We start from the raw sequence: 18755 nt of genomic DNA, 5'->3' as shown, positions 1-18755 counted from the left end.
AAAGAAACGCTATTTTATTGCTATGTTTGGACTGTCGAAACTATTCTCTGCTAAATCGGTGCAAAAACAACCGATTATTTCTGCTTTAGCGGCCTATCGCAGCGCCGCTTTTGCTGTGGGTATTGAGCAAGATTTTATTGCTTATATTACTCAAAACACCGATAAATCAATTACTGTTAAACTCATTCTTCCGTTTGCCGCGCAATCTGAAATGCCCTATGTCGCTAAATTTTTAGCTGAGCGACTTAAAACTGAAGTAAATGTAAGCGCGGTGGTTGCACTTAAAGAACCAGCAAAATTTAAAGCTATAAAACATATTATCTTAGTGGCCTCAGGTAAAGGCGGAGTGGGTAAGTCAACTACTGCTGTTAACATTGCTGGGTCGCTTAAAAATGAAGGCGCTAAAGTAGGTATTTTAGATGCTGACATTTACGGCCCGTCTATTCCTATGTTGTTCGGTTTGGTAGGCAGTGAGCCTGTTACTAAAGACAACAAACAATTACAACCATTTGATGCCAGCGGCATTAAAGCGCAATCTATCGGCTTTTTAGTGCCTAGCGAAGATGCTACCGTATGGCGAGGCCCCATGGCCTCAGGTGCACTTAGTCAGCTATTAAATGAAACCGATTGGGGTGAGCTTGATTACTTAATCGTCGATATGCCCCCAGGCACTGGCGATATTCAATTAACCATGAGCCAAAAAGTTCCAGCCAGTGGCACTGTAATTGTTACTACGCCACAAGACTTGGCGTTGGCAGATGCGCAAAAAGGCATCGCTATGTTTAATAAAGTAAACGTGCCAGTGCTTGGTTTAATTGAAAATATGAGCCATTACATTTGCGGCCATTGCGGCGAGGCTAATCATGTATTCGGTAAAGATGGCGCACAAAAATTAGCCATGAAGCATGGTGTTCCTGTGCTTTCGCACATTCCGCTTGCGATTAATATCAGAGAATCCTCTGAACAAGGTAAATTGATTGCCAATGATGCAAGTGCCGCTATAAGTGAAACCTACAGTGCAGCCGCACGGCTCATTGCCAGCACGCTTTACTATCAACAACATCACAACGCGATTGAAGTTGTGATTACGGAAGATTAAAAATGAGACTTTCAGATACACATATAAAAGAATATTTAAACGATGGGCGGATTGTTATTGAGCCAGCGCCAACCAGTGAAATGATTTCAGGGGTGACTGCGGATCTTCGTTTGGGTAATAAGTTTAGAACTTTTCATGCCCATAATGCTGCTTACGTTGACTTAAGTGGACCAAAAGATCAGCTTAATAAAGCCTTAGAATCAATTATGAGCGACGAAATTGTACTAGATGAAGGCGAAGCATTCTTTTTACACCCCGGCGAGCTTGCATTAGCAATAACCTATGAAAAAGTAACCCTGCCTGCAGACATCGTTGGCTGGTTAGATGGGCGTTCGTCGCTGGCACGTTTAGGTTTAATGGTGCATGTAACCGCACACAGAATCGACCCTGGTTGGAGTGGTAATATTGTTTTAGAGTTTTATAACTCGGGTAAACTGCCACTTGCGCTTAGACCCATGATGAAAATTGGTGCAATGAGCTTTGAAACGCTCACCGGTCCGTGTGAAAACCCTTATAACACCCGCATTGATGCCAAATATAAAGATCAGAATAGCGCGGTAGCAAGCCGTATTAGTGACGATAAATAACCAATCTAAGGAATAGATTATTTTTCTCGTTGATGAAGCACATAACCTAATAGTTGAAAATAATGGTTAAGTGCTTCATTGGCGTGTAATGTGTGCTTTAACTCAGGATAAATTAAACTATTATTACTTAACCCGCTGACTAAGAAACTGTTTTTGATTGTTTGATGCTGGTTTATACATGCTTCAAAACAACGAGCTGCAAGCTCCTCTGGCATACTCATGTATTGTTGCTTGTGTGCCTTATCAAACGCGATACAGCGTTGTACAAATTCATTCGCATCTTCACCGTTTTGTTCTAAAAATACCTGCTTATAAAATTGATTAAGTGCATGATTAAGTGGATGGCTCAAATCGGGAGAGTTTGATAACCATAACTTAGAGGCGAAACCAAAGCGGGTTTTTGATTTAAATAAATGCTCACTAATATGATGATCAAATGCATGAAACCACTCATGGGCTAAAGCACCGCCGCCTGCGTTTTTTGCCAGTGCGAGAGTTTGATCGTAAGCATTATAGTGTGCTTGCACGCCTTTTTGCCCACCGTGACCAAAGGCAAAGTTAAGCTTACCGCGAAGGCCAATTGCTGTTGGCGGTAAATGTAAAATTTGCGCTAAATCAGCTAGCGCATCATAAATTAGATTGGCACTAATAAATCGCTCTTCTTTAGTCACCCATTTACCAACTACCATCGAACGAAAACCAAAAGTCGTTCTAATATCGCTAAAATCAACTTGGTCGTCAAAACGATAGTCAGGGCCTTGGCGTGAAAATCCACGCTTTAATCGAGAAGGGGTATTACGCATTGGTTATTTCATTTTTAATTACAGGTAACGTGCTTTTACGTGAGTGGGCATATGTTGGGTTTGTTTGGTAATTAACTCATCTAATAAATCATACAACGGCGCCGGATTGAGTGCTTCAATGAGCGATAAACTATGCGCTACGGCCTCTAGCGTTGACAAGCTATCTCCTCTTGGGGCTTTACGAATAGTATAACGGTTCGTGGGAATTTGGCGAAAGCTTACTGTTTTAAACTGTTGTAATAGTGGGGTTAATTGCAAAATTTTAAAGGCTTTATTCCATGTACCATCGAGCACTATTAAATGTGTAATGGATCGCACGTTTTCATTGTCATTAGCTACATCTAACTCAATTGCGTCCTCGTTTGGATAGAGTAACACGGTCGAGCTGAGCGGCAGCTTTTGCAAGCAAGCAAAATCTTGATTATTTTCGCCTATAATTATTTTGCATCGCGTTAAACTTAATGCCAATAACTGTGCCGTATTTTTACTAATTTTTGCTTCACTGGGGTGCTGTAACACAACAACCTGAGTTTGATTATCAACACAGGTGATTGCATTGCAAATACAGGTGCTTAGCGAAAAATTACAGCGTTCACAAAGTGCACGTGCCATAAGCTAACCATTCGATTAATACATTTAACCTAATTATACATTTTTGCATTAATAAAGTTGGTTTTTTTTGTGCTTAGATATAGAGTAAGAGATGAAAGAGAAATCGCAGGACCGCATTAAAGGGCATTAATATGACAGAGATCAGTATCGACGAATCCGCTTTAGAAAGTATGGAATCGCTATTAGGTGAACAATTTCCAGATACGTTGGAATTTTGTTGTGCGGAATTTGAGCGCTTAGGAAGCGAAACTATTGCAGCGCTTGGGCAAGATAAAGAGGCTGCTATTCGCCATTCTCATAGCCTTAAATCAAATGCAGCTCAGTTTGGAGCGGCAAGTTTAGCCGAAGTGGCACGTTTAATTGAATATAATTTAAATAATGATAACGAGGAACAGGCTGTTGATGCAGCAAATAATTTAATGGCGCAAGTTATTGGCTCACAAGCAAAATTAAATGAGTGGCAAGCTCAGCGGTAAGCTCGTTTAAAAAGAACAGAATAGAATGTTAACGTGAATTTTTTTCAGTTTTAAGCGCTTAATTTCCCTAGTAATTCACGGCTTTACTGAGTTAGTCTTAAGACTAACTTGCTCTTTAGAGGTAACAATGTCAGAAATAAAAAAGAGTCATAAATTAGACGGCGTCTGTTATGACATCCGTGGTCCCGTTTTAGTGCAAGCTAAAAAAATGGAAGACGAGGGCCAAAAAGTACTTAAGCTTAATATTGGTAACCCCGCGGCATTTGGTTTTGATATGCCAGAAGATATGCACCGTGACATTATCCGTAATTTATATTCTGCTCAAGGCTATTGTGATTCTAAAGGGCTTTACTCTGCGCGTGTTGCTATTTATCAGCATTACCAACAGCGAGGTTTACACAACTTAGACGTTGATAATATTTACATTGGCAACGGTGTGAGTGAACTTATTCAAATGGTTACCCAAGCGTTGTTAAATAATGACGATGAAGTATTAATTCCTGCACCCGATTATCCGCTTTGGACTGCATCGGTAAAGCTAGCAGGCGGTAACCCTGTTCACTATTTATGTGATGAAGAGCAAGATTGGTTTCCTGATATTGATGATATTAAAAGCAAAATCACCTCGAAAACTAAAGCATTGGTGTTAATAAACCCTAATAATCCAACAGGGGCAGTGTACAGTGATGCCTTGCTTGAAGAATTGATCAACATTGCCCGAGAGCACAAACTTTTACTATTAAGTGACGAAATATACGAGAAAATCCTATACGACGGAGTTACCCATACCTCTATTGGTGCATTGTGCGACGATATTCCCATTATTACGTTTAACGGTTTAGCTAAGACATATCGCGCCGCTGGTCTTAGAATGGGTTGGATGGTGCTAAGCGGGCGCACTGCCTTAATGACAGATTTAATTAAAGGCCTCGATATTCTTGCCTCAATGCGTTTATGCGCAAACGTCCCTGCTCAATATGCCATTCAGCAAGCATTGGGTGGGGTACAATCCATTGACAGTTTAATTGACCCCGGAGGTCGCTTATACGAGCAACGAGATATTGCTTGGCGTGGATTAAATGCAATTGAGGGGATAAGCTGTAAAAAGCCAAAAGGGGCGCTGTATGCATTTCCCAAAGTTGATACAAAATTGTTTAATATTAAAAATGATGAACAAATGATGTTTGACTTGTTAAAGGCAGAAAAAATATTATTAGTACATGGGCGCGCTTTTAACTGGCCAGATCCCGATCATTTTAGATTGGTGTTTTTACCTAATAAAGATGATCTAAGCAGTGCAATGATGAAAATGCAGCGGTTCTTCAAAGATTACCGACAAGAATAAAGTAAAAAACGAGCCAAATGGCTCGTTTTTTGGTTAATGCACTAAAGTAAATGGCCGTGTTTCAAAGCATGTAATAGGGCATTCCATTCGCTGTCTTGGAATGCCAGCTTCCATAAAAACGTGCCCTTGCACAGTAAAGCCGTTATTTTTGAATCGTTCTACTTCATTTAAAATACAGTTAATACTGACAGCCTCAATACCTTGCTCTTCGGCAAGCTTTACAATGAAATTAAGTAGAGATTTATAAACGTTGCGATTGCGGTGCTGGGGTAGTACGGCAATTCTACCTATTAAACCATCATTACATAATCGACCTGTGGCAACAGGTGAGTGCATATTATCGGTAACCAGAATATGTTGAGCGAACGCATCTAAGCTATCAAATTCAATATTCTTTGGAATATGTAATTCGTAAACAAAAACACGCTCTCTTATTTGTTGAAGTTGATCTTTTTCACTTTGCCAATCAACTTTGTCAACAGTATAAACCATAGCCTCCTCCTAGCTAAACCAAATCCCCTCATTTACCAGTGTAGTAAAGGTTTCGATAAAATCTAGGCTAGGTGTGGTTGAATTCAGCAAGCTGCTATCAAATTCAATAAAATCAGTTAGCTGTTTTACAGCCTCTAAATCAGATAGCGGTAAAGGGTAGTTTTCGCCATTAACACTTAAAAGCAGCTCATCACCTATGCATTGGTAAATTGCACGCGTGCCACCAAGACGCTCAAATGTCACATCATTTTCAAGTTGTTGCATAATTTCAGCTGTACTAAACGGGTTTTCTTCAGGCGCTAAATCCATATCATGCTTAGGTTGACTTAATGTGTTTCCTAACCAGTTTTTAAATAAGTTGTCGTTTTCTATTAAAGCCTGCATTAACGTTTTTACTTTATCAACTTCGCTTTGCGTAAGCTCACCTTTTGAATCACGTAGCGCGAGGGTATGGTCCGTGTAACGCTTTTGGCCGCTTTCTGTGTCAATAATATGATCTGCAATACTAGACAGTAAATCTTGTTGATTAGGCGCTCTAAATCCGACCGAGTAGTTTAAAGCATTTTCAATGGCATAGCCTTCATGCGGACAACCTGGTGGTATGTACAAAATGTCACCAGGCTCTAAAACACAATCAATTACTGCGGTGAAAGCTTCAACTTGTAGCAAGCTTTTATTTTGAGCAAATTGCTTTAATGAGGCGTCAGGTAAGCCTACACGCCAATGGCGTTTGCCTTCACCTTGTATAATAAATACATCATATTGATCTAAGTGTGGTCCAACACCACCGCCAGGGGTTGAGTAGCTGATCATTAAATCATCTATGCGCCAGTTAGGAATAAAACGAAATGGTTCAAGCAATTGTGCGGCTTCTGGGTGCCAATGATCGACTGCTTGCACTAATAAAGTAGCGTGCTCGTCGGTGAGTATTTCAAAATTTTCAAACGGCCCTTGATGGGACTGCCATTGCTGGTTATGGTTGGTTATAATACGCGACTCTATGCTGTCTTCCATAGCAAGGCCTGCCAGTTCATTGGCATCAAGAGGGTCTTTAAAGTCATTAAACCCTCTTTTGATTAACAGTGGTTTTTTTTGCCAATATTGATTTAAAAACGCTTGCTCAGATAATTCATTTATTTTTAATTGATACATAGAATGCCTATAACGTTAAGACCCAAATAAAAAAGCGAAAGGCAGGTACCTTTCGCTTTTTTATTAGTAGATTAGAGTAATTAAACTAAATCATCAATAAACTCAACAGCGCGACCAATGTAGTTGGCTGGGGTTAGCTTTTTCATTTCTGCTTTTGCAGCGTCTGGTAAATCTAAACCATCAATGAAATCAGCCATAATTTCTTGATTTACACGTTTACCACGCGTTAAATCTTTTAGCTTTTCATATGGCTTTTCAATGCCGTATTTACGCATTACTGTTTGAATTGGCTCTGCTAGTAGCTCCCAGTTTTGGTCAAGCTCCTCAGCTAAACGTTGTTCGTTAACTTCTAGCTTGCTTACACCTTTAAGTGTTGATTGGTATGCAATAACAGCATAACCCATACCTACACCTAAATTACGTAATACCGTTGAGTCTGTTAAATCACGTTGCCAACGAGAAACAGGCAGCTTTTGCGCTAAGTGACCTAATATGGCATTAGCTAAACCTAAATTACCTTCTGAGTTTTCAAAATCAATAGGGTTTACTTTATGTGGCATAGTTGATGAGCCAATTTCACCAGCAATGGTTTTTTGCTTGAAGTGATTAAGCGCAATGTATCCCCACATATCGCGGTCAAAATCGAGCAATATAGTATTAAAACGCGCAATAGCATCAAATAGTTCTGCAATGTAGTCATGCGGTTCAATTTGTGTGGTAAACGGGTTAAGTGTTAAACCTAGGCTAGCTACAAATTTATCTGCGTGTGTATGCCAGTCGTAATCAGGGTAAGCACTTAAATGAGCATTGTAGTTACCTACAGCACCATTTACTTTGCCTAGCATTTCTACTTGGGCAATTTGATCACGTTGACGCTTTAAACGCATGTATACGTTTGCAAACTCTTTACCCATAGTTGATGGGGTTGCAGGTTGCCCGTGCGTACGAGTCATCATTGGAATGGCTTTGTATTCAACAGCTTTTTCTTTAATTGCGCTTAATAGCTCATCGCAATAAGGTAAGATAACATTGTTACGTGCTTCACTTAACATTAAACCGTGAGATAGATTATTAATATCTTCAGATGTACATGCAAAGTGAATAAATTCATTAATGGCATGTAATTCAGCGTTATCAGCTACTTTTTCTTTTAGTAGGTACTCTACGGCTTTTACATCATGGTTAGTGGTGCGTTCAATGTCTTTAACACGCTGCGCATCGGCTTCACAGAAGTTATCGACGATAGCATTTAATAGTCCGTTTGCTTGCTCGCTTAAAGCTGGGACTTCTTTTATATCGCTTGCTGCAGCTAACGCTTGCAACCAACGCACTTCAACGGTTACGCGGTATTTGATTAATCCAAATTCGCTAAAAATACTGCGTAGTTCAGTGGTTTTGCTGCCGTAGCGACCATCAACCGGAGAGATAGCCGTTAACGCTGAAAGCTCCATAATAACTCCTAAATTTTAGTTTGAACGATAATTAAATTTTTGTTTTAGCAATGGCGAGAATTTTTCTTTTTGCAAAAAAGAAATGACGACGTTTGCCGCCCATTTGACGCCATAATACAGCACTACGAATACCGGCTAAAAGTAACGCACGGATTTTGTTTTGAGTGAGCTGCTGTTTTAATAACTCGGGTTTACCATAAACCTGGATTCGGTGCCCAAGGGGGCTTAGCACCGACGAGTATATATCTGCTAAACCGGCAACAACACTGTCATCGGTAATAGCAAAATGATCTAAACGTCGATGAATATCATCAATACGTTTACCTAATTCATTGAGGCTCTTACTATTGGCACTAAGGGCTCGCTCTAACTGCATTAAGCCACCTACGTACTTGACTATTTCAACATCTTTTTGAGCACCGGCACTCAGTTGTGCCATTAATGTTTTATAGCCATCACGCAAATTTTGTGTGCCTTGGTATACATCCTCAGGAGAGGCGGGTGAGGTTTGCACAATACTTGATAACAACGTTGATAAGTCATGTTCATCACAACGACCGTATTGAGCAACCTTTTGTACTTGTTTAGCTACTTGGCACATGGCAGCAAGTGCCATGACTTGATGTTGATTCATTACTTAATCACCGAATCAATAATACCACCGCCTAAACAGACTTCATCGGCGTAAAATACGGCGGATTGCCCTGGGGTAACGGCTTTTTGCGGCTCATCAAACAACACGCGTGCCATACCATCTTCTCCAACGAGTAATGTACAGCTTAAGTCTTCTTGACGGTAACGAGTTTTAACGGTGCAGCGAGTTGTACCTTGCGGGCCAACACGATCTACCCAGTGTAATTGGTTTGCATTAAGGCCGTTACTGTACAACCGAGAGTGATCTTTACCTTGACCAACAACAAGAACATTTCGTTCTATATCTTTATCTACCACGTACCATGGTTCGCCCGAGCCTTCTTTCATGCCACCAATTAATAAACCTTTACGCTGGCCAAGGGTGTGATACATCAAGCCTTCATGCTCACCTACATTGTTACCATCGGTGTCTTCAATTACTCCAGGTTGTGCAGGCAAAAACTTTTGCAGAAAATCTTTGAATTTACGCTCGCCAATGAAACAAATGCCGGTGCTGTCTTTTTTATCATGGGTAATTAAATCCTGTTCTTCAGCAATGCGGCGTACTTCTGGTTTGGCAATATCTCCGACAGGAAATAGTGTTTGCGCAATATGCTCATGGCTTAGTGTATACAAAAAGTAGCTTTGATCTTTGTTATCGTCTAGGCCTCGGCACATTAAGTATTTGTCATCGCGTAGCTCTCGGCGCACATAGTGACCAGTTGCAATAAAATCAGCACCAAGTGCTTGCGCAGCAAACTCTAAAAACGCTTTAAATTTTATTTCTTTATTACACATTATATCTGGGTTGGGTGTACGACCCGCTTTGTATTCTGCTAAAAAGTATTCAAATACATTATCCCAGTATTCAGCAGCAAAATTAACGGTATGAAGTTCAATGCCTAACTTGTCACATACAGCTTGTGCATCTTTTAAATCTTCAGCAGCAGCGCAATATTCATCATTGTCATCTTCTTCCCAGTTCTTCATAAACAAGCCTTCTACTTGGTAGCCTTGCTGTTTTAATAAATATGCAGATACAGAAGAATCAACACCGCCGGACATACCAACGATGACTTTAATTTGACTATTTTCGCTCATGAATAATTTCGCTTATACAGATTACTGTTAACTTGGAAAGGCCGCGATTATAGCATGTATTTTGTTGGTGCTTAAAGAGAGGATGGGGGATTGAATAGATTTTGTTGTAACTTTTTCCATCCAATGGTTAGTAAGGCGTAGTTTGGTGTGTAATTTACTCATTTTTAGGCTAATGAAAAGGGATGAATTATATTGATGGCTTCATACTTTGTAAGTTGCTTTTGTCGTATTTAATTACGTAGCGCTATTCTTCATTAACAAAACTTTACATTTGAGATTACCTACCATATCTTAATTAGTATCTAAACACGTAAATACTTAAATAACCTAAAATATAATCAATGGAATGAATATATGAATTACGCCTCGCAATCACATTTGGTTAAGTCGTTTGTGCTGGATGCGTCCGAAAAAACGGTGTCAAATCTTACTTTTGAAGACGATTATTCACTACAGCAATTCAAAGAATCAGCTTATAAGTTATTTTATGACATTATAACTGTGCCAGCTCCCTATCTTTATCAAGAGCCTAATCCGATTGTTGAGCTGTTTAGGCTTATAGAATCCTCTTTAGGCTCTTTAAAATCATCACAAAAGGCAATTTTAAGCCAGTTAGAGAAATGGTGGGTAGAGTGGCATTTTGTCGCTTCAATGAATGTATCGCTTGAACGTCAAAACAAAGAACAAGACTATAATGTTATAAGCACTACCCAACACCCTATGCGCAAGCATGAGTTGAGTCATTATGCGCGGTTATTCACGATTCTACCCTTACCGGTATGTGATGTTTGTATGGTAACTGGTGATATTTTAAAAGTGAACCAACGTTTTATTGATGTATTTGGTTACACGTTACAAGACGTACCTAATCTTAATGTTTGGTGGAAATTAGCCTACCCTGAAAAAGATTACAGAACATTTGCACAAACGTTATGGCAGGAGTCACTTGAGCAAGCCAATCAAAATAATGATGATATTCCAGCTAATGATTACAGGATTTCTTGTAAAGATGGCAGTGAAATTGTGATGCAAGTTTCTGGTATCAGTGTTGAAGGAGAATTTATTGCTATATTCAACGATGCTACTGAGCGTTTAAAAACTCAAGAAATACTCAGTGATATGGCGTTTTTAGACTCACTCACTAAAGGCGCTTTGATGAAAAACTAACGTCTGAATTTAACAAGTTATCGAACGAGCATCGTGAGCTTTCGATGATCATTATTGATATCGATAATTTTAAAAAGTATAACGACCGATATGGTCATCTCGAAGGAGATAAATGTTTATTTCAAGTTGCGCAAAAATTAGCTGAAACCGTCTGCAGGCCAGAAGATTTTGTAGCGCGATTCGGAGGAGAAGAGTTTGTCGTGCTGTTACCTCAAACAGGTAAGCAAGGGGCATTATTTATTGCCGAACAAATACAAAAATCGATTGAAAAAATGGCCATTCCCCACAAAGACAGCTTTACAGGTATATTGTCTGTCAGTATGGGAATAAACACCATAGAGCATGAACACGATAGCGATCATGCACAATTTTTTAAACAAGCAGATAACGCACTTTATTACGCGAAAAAACAAGGAAGAAATTGTATTGCGTTAGCTACAGATAATTAACGCAACTTGATGGTTAATTATCAATTTCTTTGAATTCTCCGCTATTTATTCCCTCTAGCGTGTATTTACCGATACTGTAGCGAATTAAACGCAAAGTAGGGTAGCCAACATGAGCTGTCATGCGTCTAACTTGACGGTTTCTGCCTTCGTTAATTGTAATACTTAGCCATGATGTAGGTATTGATTTACGCTCTCGCACTGGAGGAGTCCTTGCCCAAAGCGCTGGTTCATCCATTAAAGTTACTTCAGCGGGCAAGGTGATGCCATCTTTGAGTTCGACACCTTTATTTAAAGCATCGATAGACGCTTGTGTTGGGATCCCTTCAACCTGAACCCAATAGGTTTTGTTGGTTTTTTTACCAGGCGCTGTGAGCGTATTTTGTAACTTGCCGCAGTTTGTTAATAACAACAACCCTTCGCTGTCCCTGTCTAAACGACCTGCTGCGTAAACATCTTTTATAGGAATAAAATCAGCCAACGTTTGCCTATTTTGATCGTCAGTGAACTGGCAAAGAACATCATAAGGTTTATTAAATAAAATGACTTTTTTATCGCTCTGCGCTATTGCCGGCTTTATTGGTCTTTTTACTGTCCTTTTATTGATACCACTTCGAGAGTAAGTACGGCCTGTATTGCGCTTACCCTTTGAGGAGGGCGAATGTTCAGTTTTATGCTTCATTAAATACACCGTGCAGGTTTAGGTAAACCCGCAATTTTAGTTGCTTGTTTGGCTGGCCCTTTAGGAAAAAGTTTGTATAAGTACATGCTGTTCCCTTTATCCTCACCGAGTGCTTTAGCCATGGCTTTGACTAACATTCTAATGGCTGGACTAGTGTTATATTCAAGATAAAACTCTCGCACAAAGTTAACAACTTCCCAATGCTGCTCAGTTAATGTGATGTTTTCTTGCTCTGCAATAACATTGGCTAACTCTTTTGACCAAACAGTATGATCTAGCAAATAACCTTGTTTATCAGTGTCTATTGTTTGATTATTAAATTCCAACATGGTTCACCAAGTAATTGATTGTTTTGCAGTTAAACTGAGGGTAACGAACTCATCATAGCTAATTGCTTTGTCGTTCATATTTAATGATATATCTCGAGCTTCTGCATCATCTTTTAAAATATAAAGTGAGTCAGCAAATTGTCTATATTGCCCTTTTGCAAAGCAAGCGTCACCCACGAGTAAAACACTGTCTGTGAGCATAATTAGATTGTCTAAGCTGTGGGTACTGTAGTAATTCAGTGGTTTTGAAAAAATATGTAAAGTACTCATAGGGTCACCACATGCTGCTGATTGTGAATTAACTGTTTTTGGGCATTAAAGTTTACTATGTTTGCCTCAATGAGTAGTTCACTTTTACTTAAACCATAATCAATCAGTGACTTTTCACACACATAAATATTTTCAACATCATAGATTTCCAACATTTTAATGTTTTTAAAAAAATCTTTGATACCTAAACTATTTGGCTTTTGGTTTTTTTTAAGCGCTAACACAGCTGGGCCGCTAAACAACCAGCTAATATTTTGATCTACGGCAGCAAAAATAAGGGTCATATCAAGTGCATCGCGGATATGCATGTCATCAAATGGGCTTGACTGACTAATTACGAGTACATTAATCATTTAAATTGTATCCATTTATCTGCTTCACTGGCCAGCATGGCAAATTCAGCTAAGCCTGCAACAGCAAATGCGCCGGTATTCTTTATATCTAAGCCTCGCTTTTCAGCCGCAGTAACGCATAACATTAGTTTTATATTTTTTTCAGCCAGTTGCTGCCAAAGCGAGGGAGTACTCAACTCATCTGAGGCTAACTCAAAATGAGTTGAAGCATGATAAATACCATCTTGGTATAAAAATAACGCATCAACGCTATGTCCCTGCACTAGGCAGGCATGAGCAAACTTAACAATACGTTGAGTGGTATCGTGATCTGATGGTGGAGTATGTAAAGAAAGTACAAAGCGTGCCAAAACTATTCCAATAAAAAAGCCCCAATAAAGGGGCTATTTTAACAGAACTATTTAATTAGTCATTATTTGCGCCAAGTAAGGCAAGTAATGAAGTAAATAGGTTATATACGCTAAGGTATAAAGATACAGTTGCACGGATATAATTTGTTTCGCCGCCGTTAATGATTCTGCTCGTATCGAACAAAATTAGGCCAGACATGATTAATACAACTGCTGCGTTTAGAGCCATAAACATTAACGAGCTACCTAAGAAAATATTTACAATACTTGCCACGATAACCACGATTAAGCCTACAGTTAAAAAGCCACCCATAAATGAGAAGTCTTTTTTAGTGTTAAGTGCGTAAGCAGATAAACCAAAGAAGATTAACGCCGTAGAACCTAGCGCTTGCATAATTAGCATAGGGCCATTAGGTAATTGCGCGTAGTGATTTAGTAGAGGGCCTAAGCCGGCTCCCATTAATCCTGTAAACGCAAACACCCAAAATACACCAGATGCTGTATCTGCTTTTTTATTAACAACAAAAAGTAGACCAAATGAAACTAGTGTGAATACAAGTCCCATAAAGTAAGGTAATTGCAGTGCCATTGAAATACCGGCAGTGACTGCACTAAATGCAAGTGTCATTGCAAGTAAGAAATAAGTGTTTTTAAGCACTTTGTTTGTTTCAATGGTCGACATTACCGGCTTTGCAGTATTGTACGATTGATTAAACGCCATTGTAGAGCTCCTGTAAGTGAAACTAAGTAGTTCCTGTAATTTAACTAAAATTAGATTACCAACTCTTATATGTTTGGGCAAACCTTTGTAGATCAATAGACAACTAAATTTAAATAAAAGTTCATTTGCCGGTTAGGATTTGCTCTCATTGCTTTATGTTTAAACAAATTAGTTGTTTTTTAATCACTTGAACAAAAAAATGAAAAAAAAGCTTCACAAAGCCCAAGGGTTTCCCTATTATTCAGGCCGTGCGGAGAGATGGCAGAGTGGTCGAATGCACCGGTCTTGAAAACCGGCAGGGGTTTATAGCCCCTCTAGGGTTCAAATCCCTATCTCTCCACCACCTTATTAAAATAATTATGAGTACACTCTTACTTGTAGTTTATGCACTTTCGGAGAGATGGCAGAGTGGTCGAATGCACCGGTCTTGAAAACCGGCAGGGGTTTATAGCCCCTCTAGGGTTCAAATCCCTATCTCTCCACCATTATCAGAAAAGCCCGCTATTTGCGGGCTTTTTTGTGCCTCATATTCGCTATATCTTTTTCAAAACCAAGCATATTCAGTTAAAAAATACGACCATAGTCTCTATTTATAAGCTTTGGCTCTTAGTGCATGCTTAGAAATTAAAGATTTATGTTTTTGTTAAGGATCTTACAATGAAACATCAACTCGCAAAAAGTGTCGCACTTTCATTATTATCTCCCGTTATTATTGGTAGTATGTTGGGGATTTACTACGCATTGACTATGCGCGGTGACGCTGTTTCTATTTTTTTAGGACTATTAATGACCGCTATTGCTAACGCGCACATAGTAGGGTTAACGATGGCCGCGTTTGTAGTGCCGGGTTATTTACTTATGTTTAAATATTCTAAGGTAAATTATTCTGGAGTATTAACACTGGGCTTGCTGGGAGGCGCTATTTTTAGTTATCTTTTGAGCGCCACTACAGGCGAGATCTTTTTAATCAATAGTGTGATGTCAGGGTTTGCCGCTGGACTGTTTTTATTCGGCCTGCGTAAATCGGTACAAAGTTAATTGCGGAATATTTAATCAAGTGTGTCGTAAAACCATGTAATTTCCTTTTTTTTACCCGCAAAAGGTTTCAATTTTTAGTGACAAAGAGTACCTTTAGCTACTGTATGTTTAATAAGAAGTAGTTTGGTATGCAAAAGCACGATTTTTACCAGTCATTAGTTAAGCAAACTGAATCGCTGATAGGCGGTGAATCAAACATAATTGCCAATATGGCAAATATAAGCGCGCTGTTATTTACCTCTTTAGAAGATGTGAATTGGGCGGGCTTTTATTTTATGGATTCACCATCAGAATTGGTACTTGGTCCATTTCAAGGCAATCCAGCTTGTATTCGTATTCCAGTAGGAAAAGGGGTATGTGGCACTGCTGCGGCGACCGAGCAAACCCAATTAATTTCAGATGTGCATGCTTTTGACGGTCATATAGCCTGTGATGCAGCATCAAATTCTGAGATAGTTGTACCTATCATGAAAAATGGATCTGTATTTGCGGTACTAGACATAGATAGCCCAAGTATTGGCCGATTTGATACTGATGACCAAGCAGGGCTTGAAGCACTTGTAAAATGCTTAGAGGCTAGCCTGTAATGAAAGACTTGCTAAATGTTCAAGACTACCTTTTTGCCGTTCAAGATGTTGGTGATTGGGAAGGGGATGAAGAACATGTAGCGGAAACGCTCAATGATTTGATTCACATGGCATGGGATCGTCTTCCTGATGATTTAGACTGTGATTCAATTGATGAAATTATAAATGGTATTTGGGAACATTTACGTGGTGATATGGCTGTGATTGAAGCTGACTTTGAAGAGTTAGTTGATTGGTGTATCCACTATGTTGATTCTGCCCTTGATGAAAAGATGTGATTAAATAGGTTCTAAAATGGAAACCACAAACAAGCTAAAAGATATTAATGAAGTATTGGAGTTCTTATACCAAGAATTTCCACAATGTTTTAAACAAAAAGAGGGCATTCAGCCGCTTAAAGTAGGTATTTTCAAAGATATCGCTGAGCGCATTGAAGGGTCTGAAAAAGTTAGTAAGACACAAGTTCGTCAAGCACTTAGAAAATACACCTCTAACTGGCGCTACCTTGAGGCAGTTACTAAATCTGAATTTAGAATCGATCTTGACGGAAATCAAGGCGAAAAAGTTGAGCAAGAGCATATTGACCACGCACAAAAAGCGTTGGAAGAAAGCCGTGCTAAAATGGCAAAGCGTAAAAAGCAGCAGCGTCCTCGTCAAGATTCAGATGCAAAATCTTTCAAAAAGAAACCAGCTCATGCGGCTAAAAACTCACCGGCTGCAGCAAAACCTGCAAAAGCCGCTGCACCTAAGCGTTCAGGAAAAGTTGAACCTTTACCTGCAGGCGAGGTCAAGGTTAATAATAAGGTTAAGGTTAAACTTGGCCAAGCACTTGTTAATGCAGTAATCACTGAAGTAAACAAAGACGATGTTCACGTTGAATTAGTGACCGGTATGCAAGTTAAAACCAAAGCCGACAGCTTATACATTATTTAAGCTGCGAAAAAAATTAAGGAGTTGTGTATGAGTAAAAAGTTTACGCTCATTCCGTTAGTTGCTGCGCTGTTTTCAGGTTCATTATTGGCTGCAGTAGAGCCGGTAACATTAAAAGACTTACCTTTGCTTAAGCAAGAAAGTCAGCACGGTACAGCCAGTAAACGAGTGGCTAATCTATTTACTCGTTCGCATTACACACCTGTTCGATTTAACGATGAGCTTTCAAGTAAAGTGTTTGATCGTTACATCGAATCCCTTGATTTTAATAAAAGCGTGTTTTTGAAAAGCGATATTGACTCTTTTGAGCAATATCGTGAGCGTTTCGATAACGCGCTTATTAGCGGCAAGTTAGGGTTTACATTTGATATTTTCAACTTAAGCCTTAAACGTCGTTTTGAACGTTACGAATTTTCGCTTTCATTACTTGAAAATGAAATGACGTTCGACACTGAAGATGAATACTTTTATGACCGTGAAGATGCGCCATGGGCGACTACGCAAGCTGAATTAGATGAAATTTGGCGCGAGCGTGTAAAATATGATGCATTACGGTTAAAAATGACAGGTAAAGATTGGCCTGGCATAAAAGACGTGCTGACCAAGCGTTATAAAAATGCAGAAAAGCGTCTTGTACAATCAAAATCTGAAGATGCATTTCAAATTGTAATGAATTCACTTGCACGTAGTATTGAAGCACATACTTCATACTTATCTCCACGTCGTGCAGAGCAGTTCAAAATGGATATGGATCTTGAGCTTGAAGGCATTGGTGCGGTATTAACGCCTGATGAAGACTATACGGTAATTCGTAGTTTAGTGCCTGGAGGCCCGGCAGACAAATCTGAGCAAATTAAAGCCGATGACCGCATTATTGGTGTGGCTCAAGATGGCGAAGAGTTTGTTGATGTAATTGGCTGGCGTTTAGATGATGTGGTTGATTTAATAAAAGGCCCCAAAGGCACTAAAGTGCGTTTGCAATACCTTAAAGGTGCAGATGCGCACGGTACGCCAAAAGTGGTTGAAATTACCCGTGATAAAATCCGTCTAGAAGACAGAGCTGCCAAATCAGAAGTGTTTGAAGCCAGTTATTCTGATTTAACCAGCAAAATTGGTGTAATAGAAATTCCTGGTTTTTACAATAACTTATCTAAAGATGTAAAAGTCGAGTTGGCTAAACTCAAAGAACAAAACGTAGACGGAATTATTATTGATTTACGTCAAAATGGCGGCGGTTCATTATATGAAGCTACGCAGTTATCAGGTTTGTTTTTTGATCAAGGTCCAGTAGTACAAATTCATACCTTAAACAACCGTATTGAAGAGCAAAAAGACCGTGACGGCATTACTTATTATGATGGCCCGTTAACAGTGCTTGTTGATAGGTACAGCGCATCCGCGTCTGAAATTTTTGCCGCAGCAATGCAAGATTATGGCCGCGCCGTTATCATTGGTGAGCAAACCTTTGGTAAAGGGACCGTGCAGCAGCATAAAGGTTTAGCGCGTGCTTATGACTTATACGATAACCCATTAGGTAGTGTGCAATATACGATTGCAAAGTTTTACCGCATTAATGGTGGTAGTACACAGCATAAAGGGGTGATCCCAGACATTACTTTCCCATCAGCCATTGACCCTGCAGAATGGGGTGAAAGTAAACAAGATAATGCCTTGCCGTGGGATAGCATAGTAAAAGCAAAGTATAAGCAAATAGGGCGTTTAAACCCTATTATCAGTGTACTTGAAAAGCAGCATAATGAGCGTATTAAAGCCGAACCTGAATTTAATTATGTGTTTGAAGATATCGCTCGCTACAACGAAGAAAAAGATCGTAAAACAATTTCTTTGGTTGAGAAAAAGCGCATTAAAGAAAAAGAAGAAAATGAGGCACGCGCACTAGCCCGTACTAATGAGCGCTTAAATCGTTTAGGTAAAGAGCCAATAGAAAATCTGGACGATGTACCAGAGGTGATTGAAGAGCTTGACCCATTTCTTGAAGAAGCTGCACTTATTACACAAGATTATATTAAATATGGTCGCGTAGCTAAGCGCTAAAATAAGCTTCACTTTGCAAAAAAAAGGCGCCTAGGCGCCTTTTTTACTATCGATAATTTGCTAAATTGTTATAATC

The 18755-nt window shown here is 39.4% G+C and carries 22 protein-coding genes, 2 tRNA genes and 1 pseudogene; 12 read left to right on the top strand and 13 right to left on the bottom strand.

Features of this window, described 5'->3' with window-relative positions:
* The first annotated feature begins 22 nt into the window (after nucleotides 1-22).
* Complete coding sequence (gene apbC, locus P3J6_RS13085; protein WP_198523250.1) at nucleotides 23-1099, top strand: iron-sulfur cluster carrier protein ApbC; 1077 nt, start codon at nucleotides 23-25, stop codon at nucleotides 1097-1099.
* Nucleotides 1100-1101: 2 nt separating this feature from the next.
* Nucleotides 1102-1686: a dCTP deaminase gene (dcd, locus tag P3J6_RS13080; protein WP_198523249.1), complete on the top strand. Its 585-nt coding sequence runs from the start codon at nucleotides 1102-1104 to the stop codon at nucleotides 1684-1686.
* A 17-nt stretch (nucleotides 1687-1703) separates the two neighbouring features.
* Here dcd and P3J6_RS13075 read toward each other — a convergent pair whose 3' ends face one another.
* Together P3J6_RS13075 and P3J6_RS13070 are read right to left on the bottom strand one after the other, a co-directional pair.
* Entirely contained in the window at nucleotides 1704-2489 is a 786-nt protein-coding gene (locus P3J6_RS13075) for a CLCA_X family protein (protein WP_198523248.1), read from the bottom strand.
* Nucleotides 2490-2507: 18 nt separating this feature from the next.
* On the bottom strand, nucleotides 2508-3101 hold the full coding sequence (locus P3J6_RS13070) for a tRNA-uridine aminocarboxypropyltransferase (protein ID WP_198523247.1): 594 nt from the start codon (nucleotides 3099-3101) through the stop codon (nucleotides 2508-2510).
* Nucleotides 3102-3232: 131 nt separating this feature from the next.
* Here P3J6_RS13070 and P3J6_RS13065 point away from each other — a divergent pair, with 131 nt between their 5' ends.
* Nucleotides 3233-3577, top strand: a complete 345-nt coding sequence (locus P3J6_RS13065; protein WP_138606028.1) for an Hpt domain-containing protein — start codon at nucleotides 3233-3235, stop codon at nucleotides 3575-3577.
* Nucleotides 3578-3704: 127 nt separating this feature from the next.
* The gene (locus tag P3J6_RS13060) at nucleotides 3705-4922 is read left to right on the top strand and encodes a pyridoxal phosphate-dependent aminotransferase (protein WP_010390182.1); all 1218 of its coding nucleotides are present in this window, start codon (nucleotides 3705-3707) and stop codon (nucleotides 4920-4922) included.
* 33 nt (nucleotides 4923-4955) lie between these two features.
* On the opposite strand, the gene P3J6_RS13055 is transcribed toward P3J6_RS13060, so the two are convergent.
* From P3J6_RS13055 to mnmA, 5 genes are all read right to left on the bottom strand, one after another.
* On the bottom strand, nucleotides 4956-5414 hold the full coding sequence (locus P3J6_RS13055; protein WP_138606032.1) for a GNAT family N-acetyltransferase: 459 nt from the start codon (nucleotides 5412-5414) through the stop codon (nucleotides 4956-4958).
* Between the two features lie 9 nt (nucleotides 5415-5423).
* Complete coding sequence (locus P3J6_RS13050) at nucleotides 5424-6566, bottom strand: ribosomal protein uL16 3-hydroxylase (protein ID WP_198523246.1); 1143 nt, start codon at nucleotides 6564-6566, stop codon at nucleotides 5424-5426.
* An 80-nt stretch (nucleotides 6567-6646) separates the two neighbouring features.
* On the bottom strand, nucleotides 6647-8017 hold the full coding sequence (purB, locus tag P3J6_RS13045; RefSeq protein WP_198523245.1) for an adenylosuccinate lyase: 1371 nt from the start codon (nucleotides 8015-8017) through the stop codon (nucleotides 6647-6649).
* A 31-nt stretch (nucleotides 8018-8048) separates the two neighbouring features.
* Nucleotides 8049-8651, bottom strand: a complete 603-nt coding sequence (hflD, locus tag P3J6_RS13040) for a high frequency lysogenization protein HflD (protein WP_055012553.1) — start codon at nucleotides 8649-8651, stop codon at nucleotides 8049-8051.
* On the bottom strand, nucleotides 8651-9751 hold the full coding sequence (gene mnmA, locus P3J6_RS13035) for a tRNA 2-thiouridine(34) synthase MnmA (RefSeq protein WP_198523244.1): 1101 nt from the start codon (nucleotides 9749-9751) through the stop codon (nucleotides 8651-8653). Before mnmA ends, hflD begins: the two co-directional genes overlap by 1 nt.
* 354 nt (nucleotides 9752-10105) lie before the next feature.
* On the opposite strand from mnmA, the pseudogene P3J6_RS18960 reads away from it, so the two are divergent.
* Nucleotides 10106-11367: pseudogene (locus P3J6_RS18960) on the top strand (diguanylate cyclase).
* Between the two features lie 13 nt (nucleotides 11368-11380).
* On the opposite strand, the gene P3J6_RS13025 reads toward P3J6_RS18960, so the two are convergent.
* Genes P3J6_RS13025 through P3J6_RS13000 form a run of 6 tightly spaced genes read right to left on the bottom strand, consistent with a single transcriptional unit; the run spans nucleotide 11381 to nucleotide 14069 of the window.
* Nucleotides 11381-12046: a pseudouridine synthase gene (locus tag P3J6_RS13025; RefSeq protein WP_198523243.1), complete on the bottom strand. Its 666-nt coding sequence runs from the start codon at nucleotides 12044-12046 to the stop codon at nucleotides 11381-11383.
* Entirely contained in the window at nucleotides 12046-12375 is a 330-nt protein-coding gene (locus tag P3J6_RS13020; protein WP_010390172.1) for a TusE/DsrC/DsvC family sulfur relay protein, read from the bottom strand. The genes P3J6_RS13025 and P3J6_RS13020 overlap by 1 nt, the downstream gene beginning before the upstream one ends.
* Before the next feature lie 3 nt (nucleotides 12376-12378).
* On the bottom strand, nucleotides 12379-12645 hold the full coding sequence (locus P3J6_RS13015) for a DsrH/TusB family sulfur metabolism protein (RefSeq protein ID WP_010390171.1): 267 nt from the start codon (nucleotides 12643-12645) through the stop codon (nucleotides 12379-12381).
* Nucleotides 12642-12998 carry a sulfurtransferase complex subunit TusC gene (gene tusC, locus P3J6_RS13010; RefSeq protein WP_024603060.1) on the bottom strand — a complete coding sequence of 119 codons (357 nt, stop codon included), beginning with the start codon at nucleotides 12996-12998 and terminating at the stop codon, nucleotides 12642-12644. The genes P3J6_RS13015 and tusC overlap by 4 nt, the downstream gene beginning before the upstream one ends.
* Nucleotides 12995-13348 carry a sulfurtransferase complex subunit TusD gene (tusD, locus tag P3J6_RS13005; protein ID WP_198523242.1) on the bottom strand — a complete coding sequence of 118 codons (354 nt, stop codon included), beginning with the start codon at nucleotides 13346-13348 and terminating at the stop codon, nucleotides 12995-12997. Before tusD ends, tusC begins: the two co-directional genes overlap by 4 nt.
* A 55-nt stretch (nucleotides 13349-13403) precedes the next feature.
* Nucleotides 13404-14069 (bottom strand): Bax inhibitor-1/YccA family protein, encoded by a 666-nt coding sequence (locus tag P3J6_RS13000; RefSeq protein ID WP_198523241.1) that lies wholly within the window; start codon nucleotides 14067-14069, stop codon nucleotides 13404-13406.
* 252 nt (nucleotides 14070-14321) lie between these two features.
* On the opposite strand from P3J6_RS13000, the gene P3J6_RS12995 reads away from it, so the two are divergent.
* The 7 genes from P3J6_RS12995 (at nucleotide 14322) to prc (ending at nucleotide 18679) form a co-directional block, all read left to right on the top strand.
* Nucleotides 14322-14412: transfer RNA gene (locus P3J6_RS12995), tRNA-Ser, on the top strand.
* 51 nt (nucleotides 14413-14463) lie between these two features.
* Nucleotides 14464-14554 (top strand) — tRNA-Ser (locus tag P3J6_RS12990).
* A 172-nt stretch (nucleotides 14555-14726) separates the two neighbouring features.
* Nucleotides 14727-15107, top strand: coding sequence for a hypothetical protein (locus tag P3J6_RS12985; RefSeq protein ID WP_008112036.1), 381 nt, complete (start codon nucleotides 14727-14729; stop codon nucleotides 15105-15107).
* 128 nt (nucleotides 15108-15235) lie between these two features.
* Nucleotides 15236-15694 (top strand): GAF domain-containing protein, encoded by a 459-nt coding sequence (locus P3J6_RS12980; protein WP_054201014.1) that lies wholly within the window; start codon nucleotides 15236-15238, stop codon nucleotides 15692-15694.
* Nucleotides 15694-15972: a hypothetical protein gene (locus P3J6_RS12975; protein ID WP_138606053.1), complete on the top strand. Its 279-nt coding sequence runs from the start codon at nucleotides 15694-15696 to the stop codon at nucleotides 15970-15972. The genes P3J6_RS12980 and P3J6_RS12975 overlap by 1 nt, the downstream gene beginning before the upstream one ends.
* Nucleotides 15973-15988: 16 nt before the next feature.
* Entirely contained in the window at nucleotides 15989-16627 is a 639-nt protein-coding gene (gene proQ, locus P3J6_RS12970; RefSeq protein ID WP_198523240.1) for an RNA chaperone ProQ, read from the top strand.
* Nucleotides 16628-16654: 27 nt separating this feature from the next.
* The gene (gene prc / locus P3J6_RS12965) at nucleotides 16655-18679 is read left to right on the top strand and encodes a carboxy terminal-processing peptidase (RefSeq protein ID WP_178956144.1); all 2025 of its coding nucleotides are present in this window, start codon (nucleotides 16655-16657) and stop codon (nucleotides 18677-18679) included.
* Nucleotides 18680-18755: the final 76 nt, after the last annotated feature.

This window comes from Pseudoalteromonas sp. 3J6 (assembly GCF_903995135.1).
GTDB lineage: Bacteria > Pseudomonadota > Gammaproteobacteria > Enterobacterales > Alteromonadaceae > Pseudoalteromonas.
The sequence above is the reverse complement of the archived record's forward strand: the minus strand, read 5'-3'. Positions and strand labels throughout refer to the sequence as shown.

What these genes read in the sequence shown, in the direction of transcription:
- apbC (WP_198523250.1), top strand. Translation starts at nt 23, where the DNA reads ATGTTTGGACTGTCGAAACTATTCTCTGCTAAATCGGTGCAAAAACAA.
- dcd (WP_198523249.1), top strand. Translation starts at nt 1,102, where the DNA reads ATGAGACTTTCAGATACACATATAAAAGAATATTTAAACGATGGGCGG.
- P3J6_RS13075 (WP_198523248.1), bottom strand. Translation starts at nt 2,489, where the DNA reads ATGCGTAATACCCCTTCTCGATTAAAGCGTGGATTTTCACGCCAAGGC.
- P3J6_RS13070 (WP_198523247.1), bottom strand. Translation starts at nt 3,101, where the DNA reads ATGGCACGTGCACTTTGTGAACGCTGTAATTTTTCGCTAAGCACCTGT.
- P3J6_RS13065 (WP_138606028.1), top strand. Translation starts at nt 3,233, where the DNA reads ATGACAGAGATCAGTATCGACGAATCCGCTTTAGAAAGTATGGAATCG.
- P3J6_RS13060 (WP_010390182.1), top strand. Translation starts at nt 3,705, where the DNA reads ATGTCAGAAATAAAAAAGAGTCATAAATTAGACGGCGTCTGTTATGAC.
- P3J6_RS13055 (WP_138606032.1), bottom strand. Translation starts at nt 5,414, where the DNA reads ATGGTTTATACTGTTGACAAAGTTGATTGGCAAAGTGAAAAAGATCAA.
- P3J6_RS13050 (WP_198523246.1), bottom strand. Translation starts at nt 6,566, where the DNA reads ATGTATCAATTAAAAATAAATGAATTATCTGAGCAAGCGTTTTTAAAT.
- purB (WP_198523245.1), bottom strand. Translation starts at nt 8,017, where the DNA reads ATGGAGCTTTCAGCGTTAACGGCTATCTCTCCGGTTGATGGTCGCTAC.
- hflD (WP_055012553.1), bottom strand. Translation starts at nt 8,651, where the DNA reads ATGAATCAACATCAAGTCATGGCACTTGCTGCCATGTGCCAAGTAGCT.
- mnmA (WP_198523244.1), bottom strand. Translation starts at nt 9,751, where the DNA reads ATGAGCGAAAATAGTCAAATTAAAGTCATCGTTGGTATGTCCGGCGGT.
- P3J6_RS13025 (WP_198523243.1), bottom strand. Translation starts at nt 12,046, where the DNA reads ATGAAGCATAAAACTGAACATTCGCCCTCCTCAAAGGGTAAGCGCAAT.
- P3J6_RS13020 (WP_010390172.1), bottom strand. Translation starts at nt 12,375, where the DNA reads ATGTTGGAATTTAATAATCAAACAATAGACACTGATAAACAAGGTTAT.
- P3J6_RS13015 (WP_010390171.1), bottom strand. Translation starts at nt 12,645, where the DNA reads ATGAGTACTTTACATATTTTTTCAAAACCACTGAATTACTACAGTACC.
- tusC (WP_024603060.1), bottom strand. Translation starts at nt 12,998, where the DNA reads ATGATTAATGTACTCGTAATTAGTCAGTCAAGCCCATTTGATGACATG.
- P3J6_RS13000 (WP_198523241.1), bottom strand. Translation starts at nt 14,069, where the DNA reads ATGGCGTTTAATCAATCGTACAATACTGCAAAGCCGGTAATGTCGACC.
- P3J6_RS12985 (WP_008112036.1), top strand. Translation starts at nt 14,727, where the DNA reads ATGAAACATCAACTCGCAAAAAGTGTCGCACTTTCATTATTATCTCCC.
- P3J6_RS12980 (WP_054201014.1), top strand. Translation starts at nt 15,236, where the DNA reads ATGCAAAAGCACGATTTTTACCAGTCATTAGTTAAGCAAACTGAATCG.
- P3J6_RS12975 (WP_138606053.1), top strand. Translation starts at nt 15,694, where the DNA reads ATGAAAGACTTGCTAAATGTTCAAGACTACCTTTTTGCCGTTCAAGAT.
- proQ (WP_198523240.1), top strand. Translation starts at nt 15,989, where the DNA reads ATGGAAACCACAAACAAGCTAAAAGATATTAATGAAGTATTGGAGTTC.
- prc (WP_178956144.1), top strand. Translation starts at nt 16,655, where the DNA reads ATGAGTAAAAAGTTTACGCTCATTCCGTTAGTTGCTGCGCTGTTTTCA.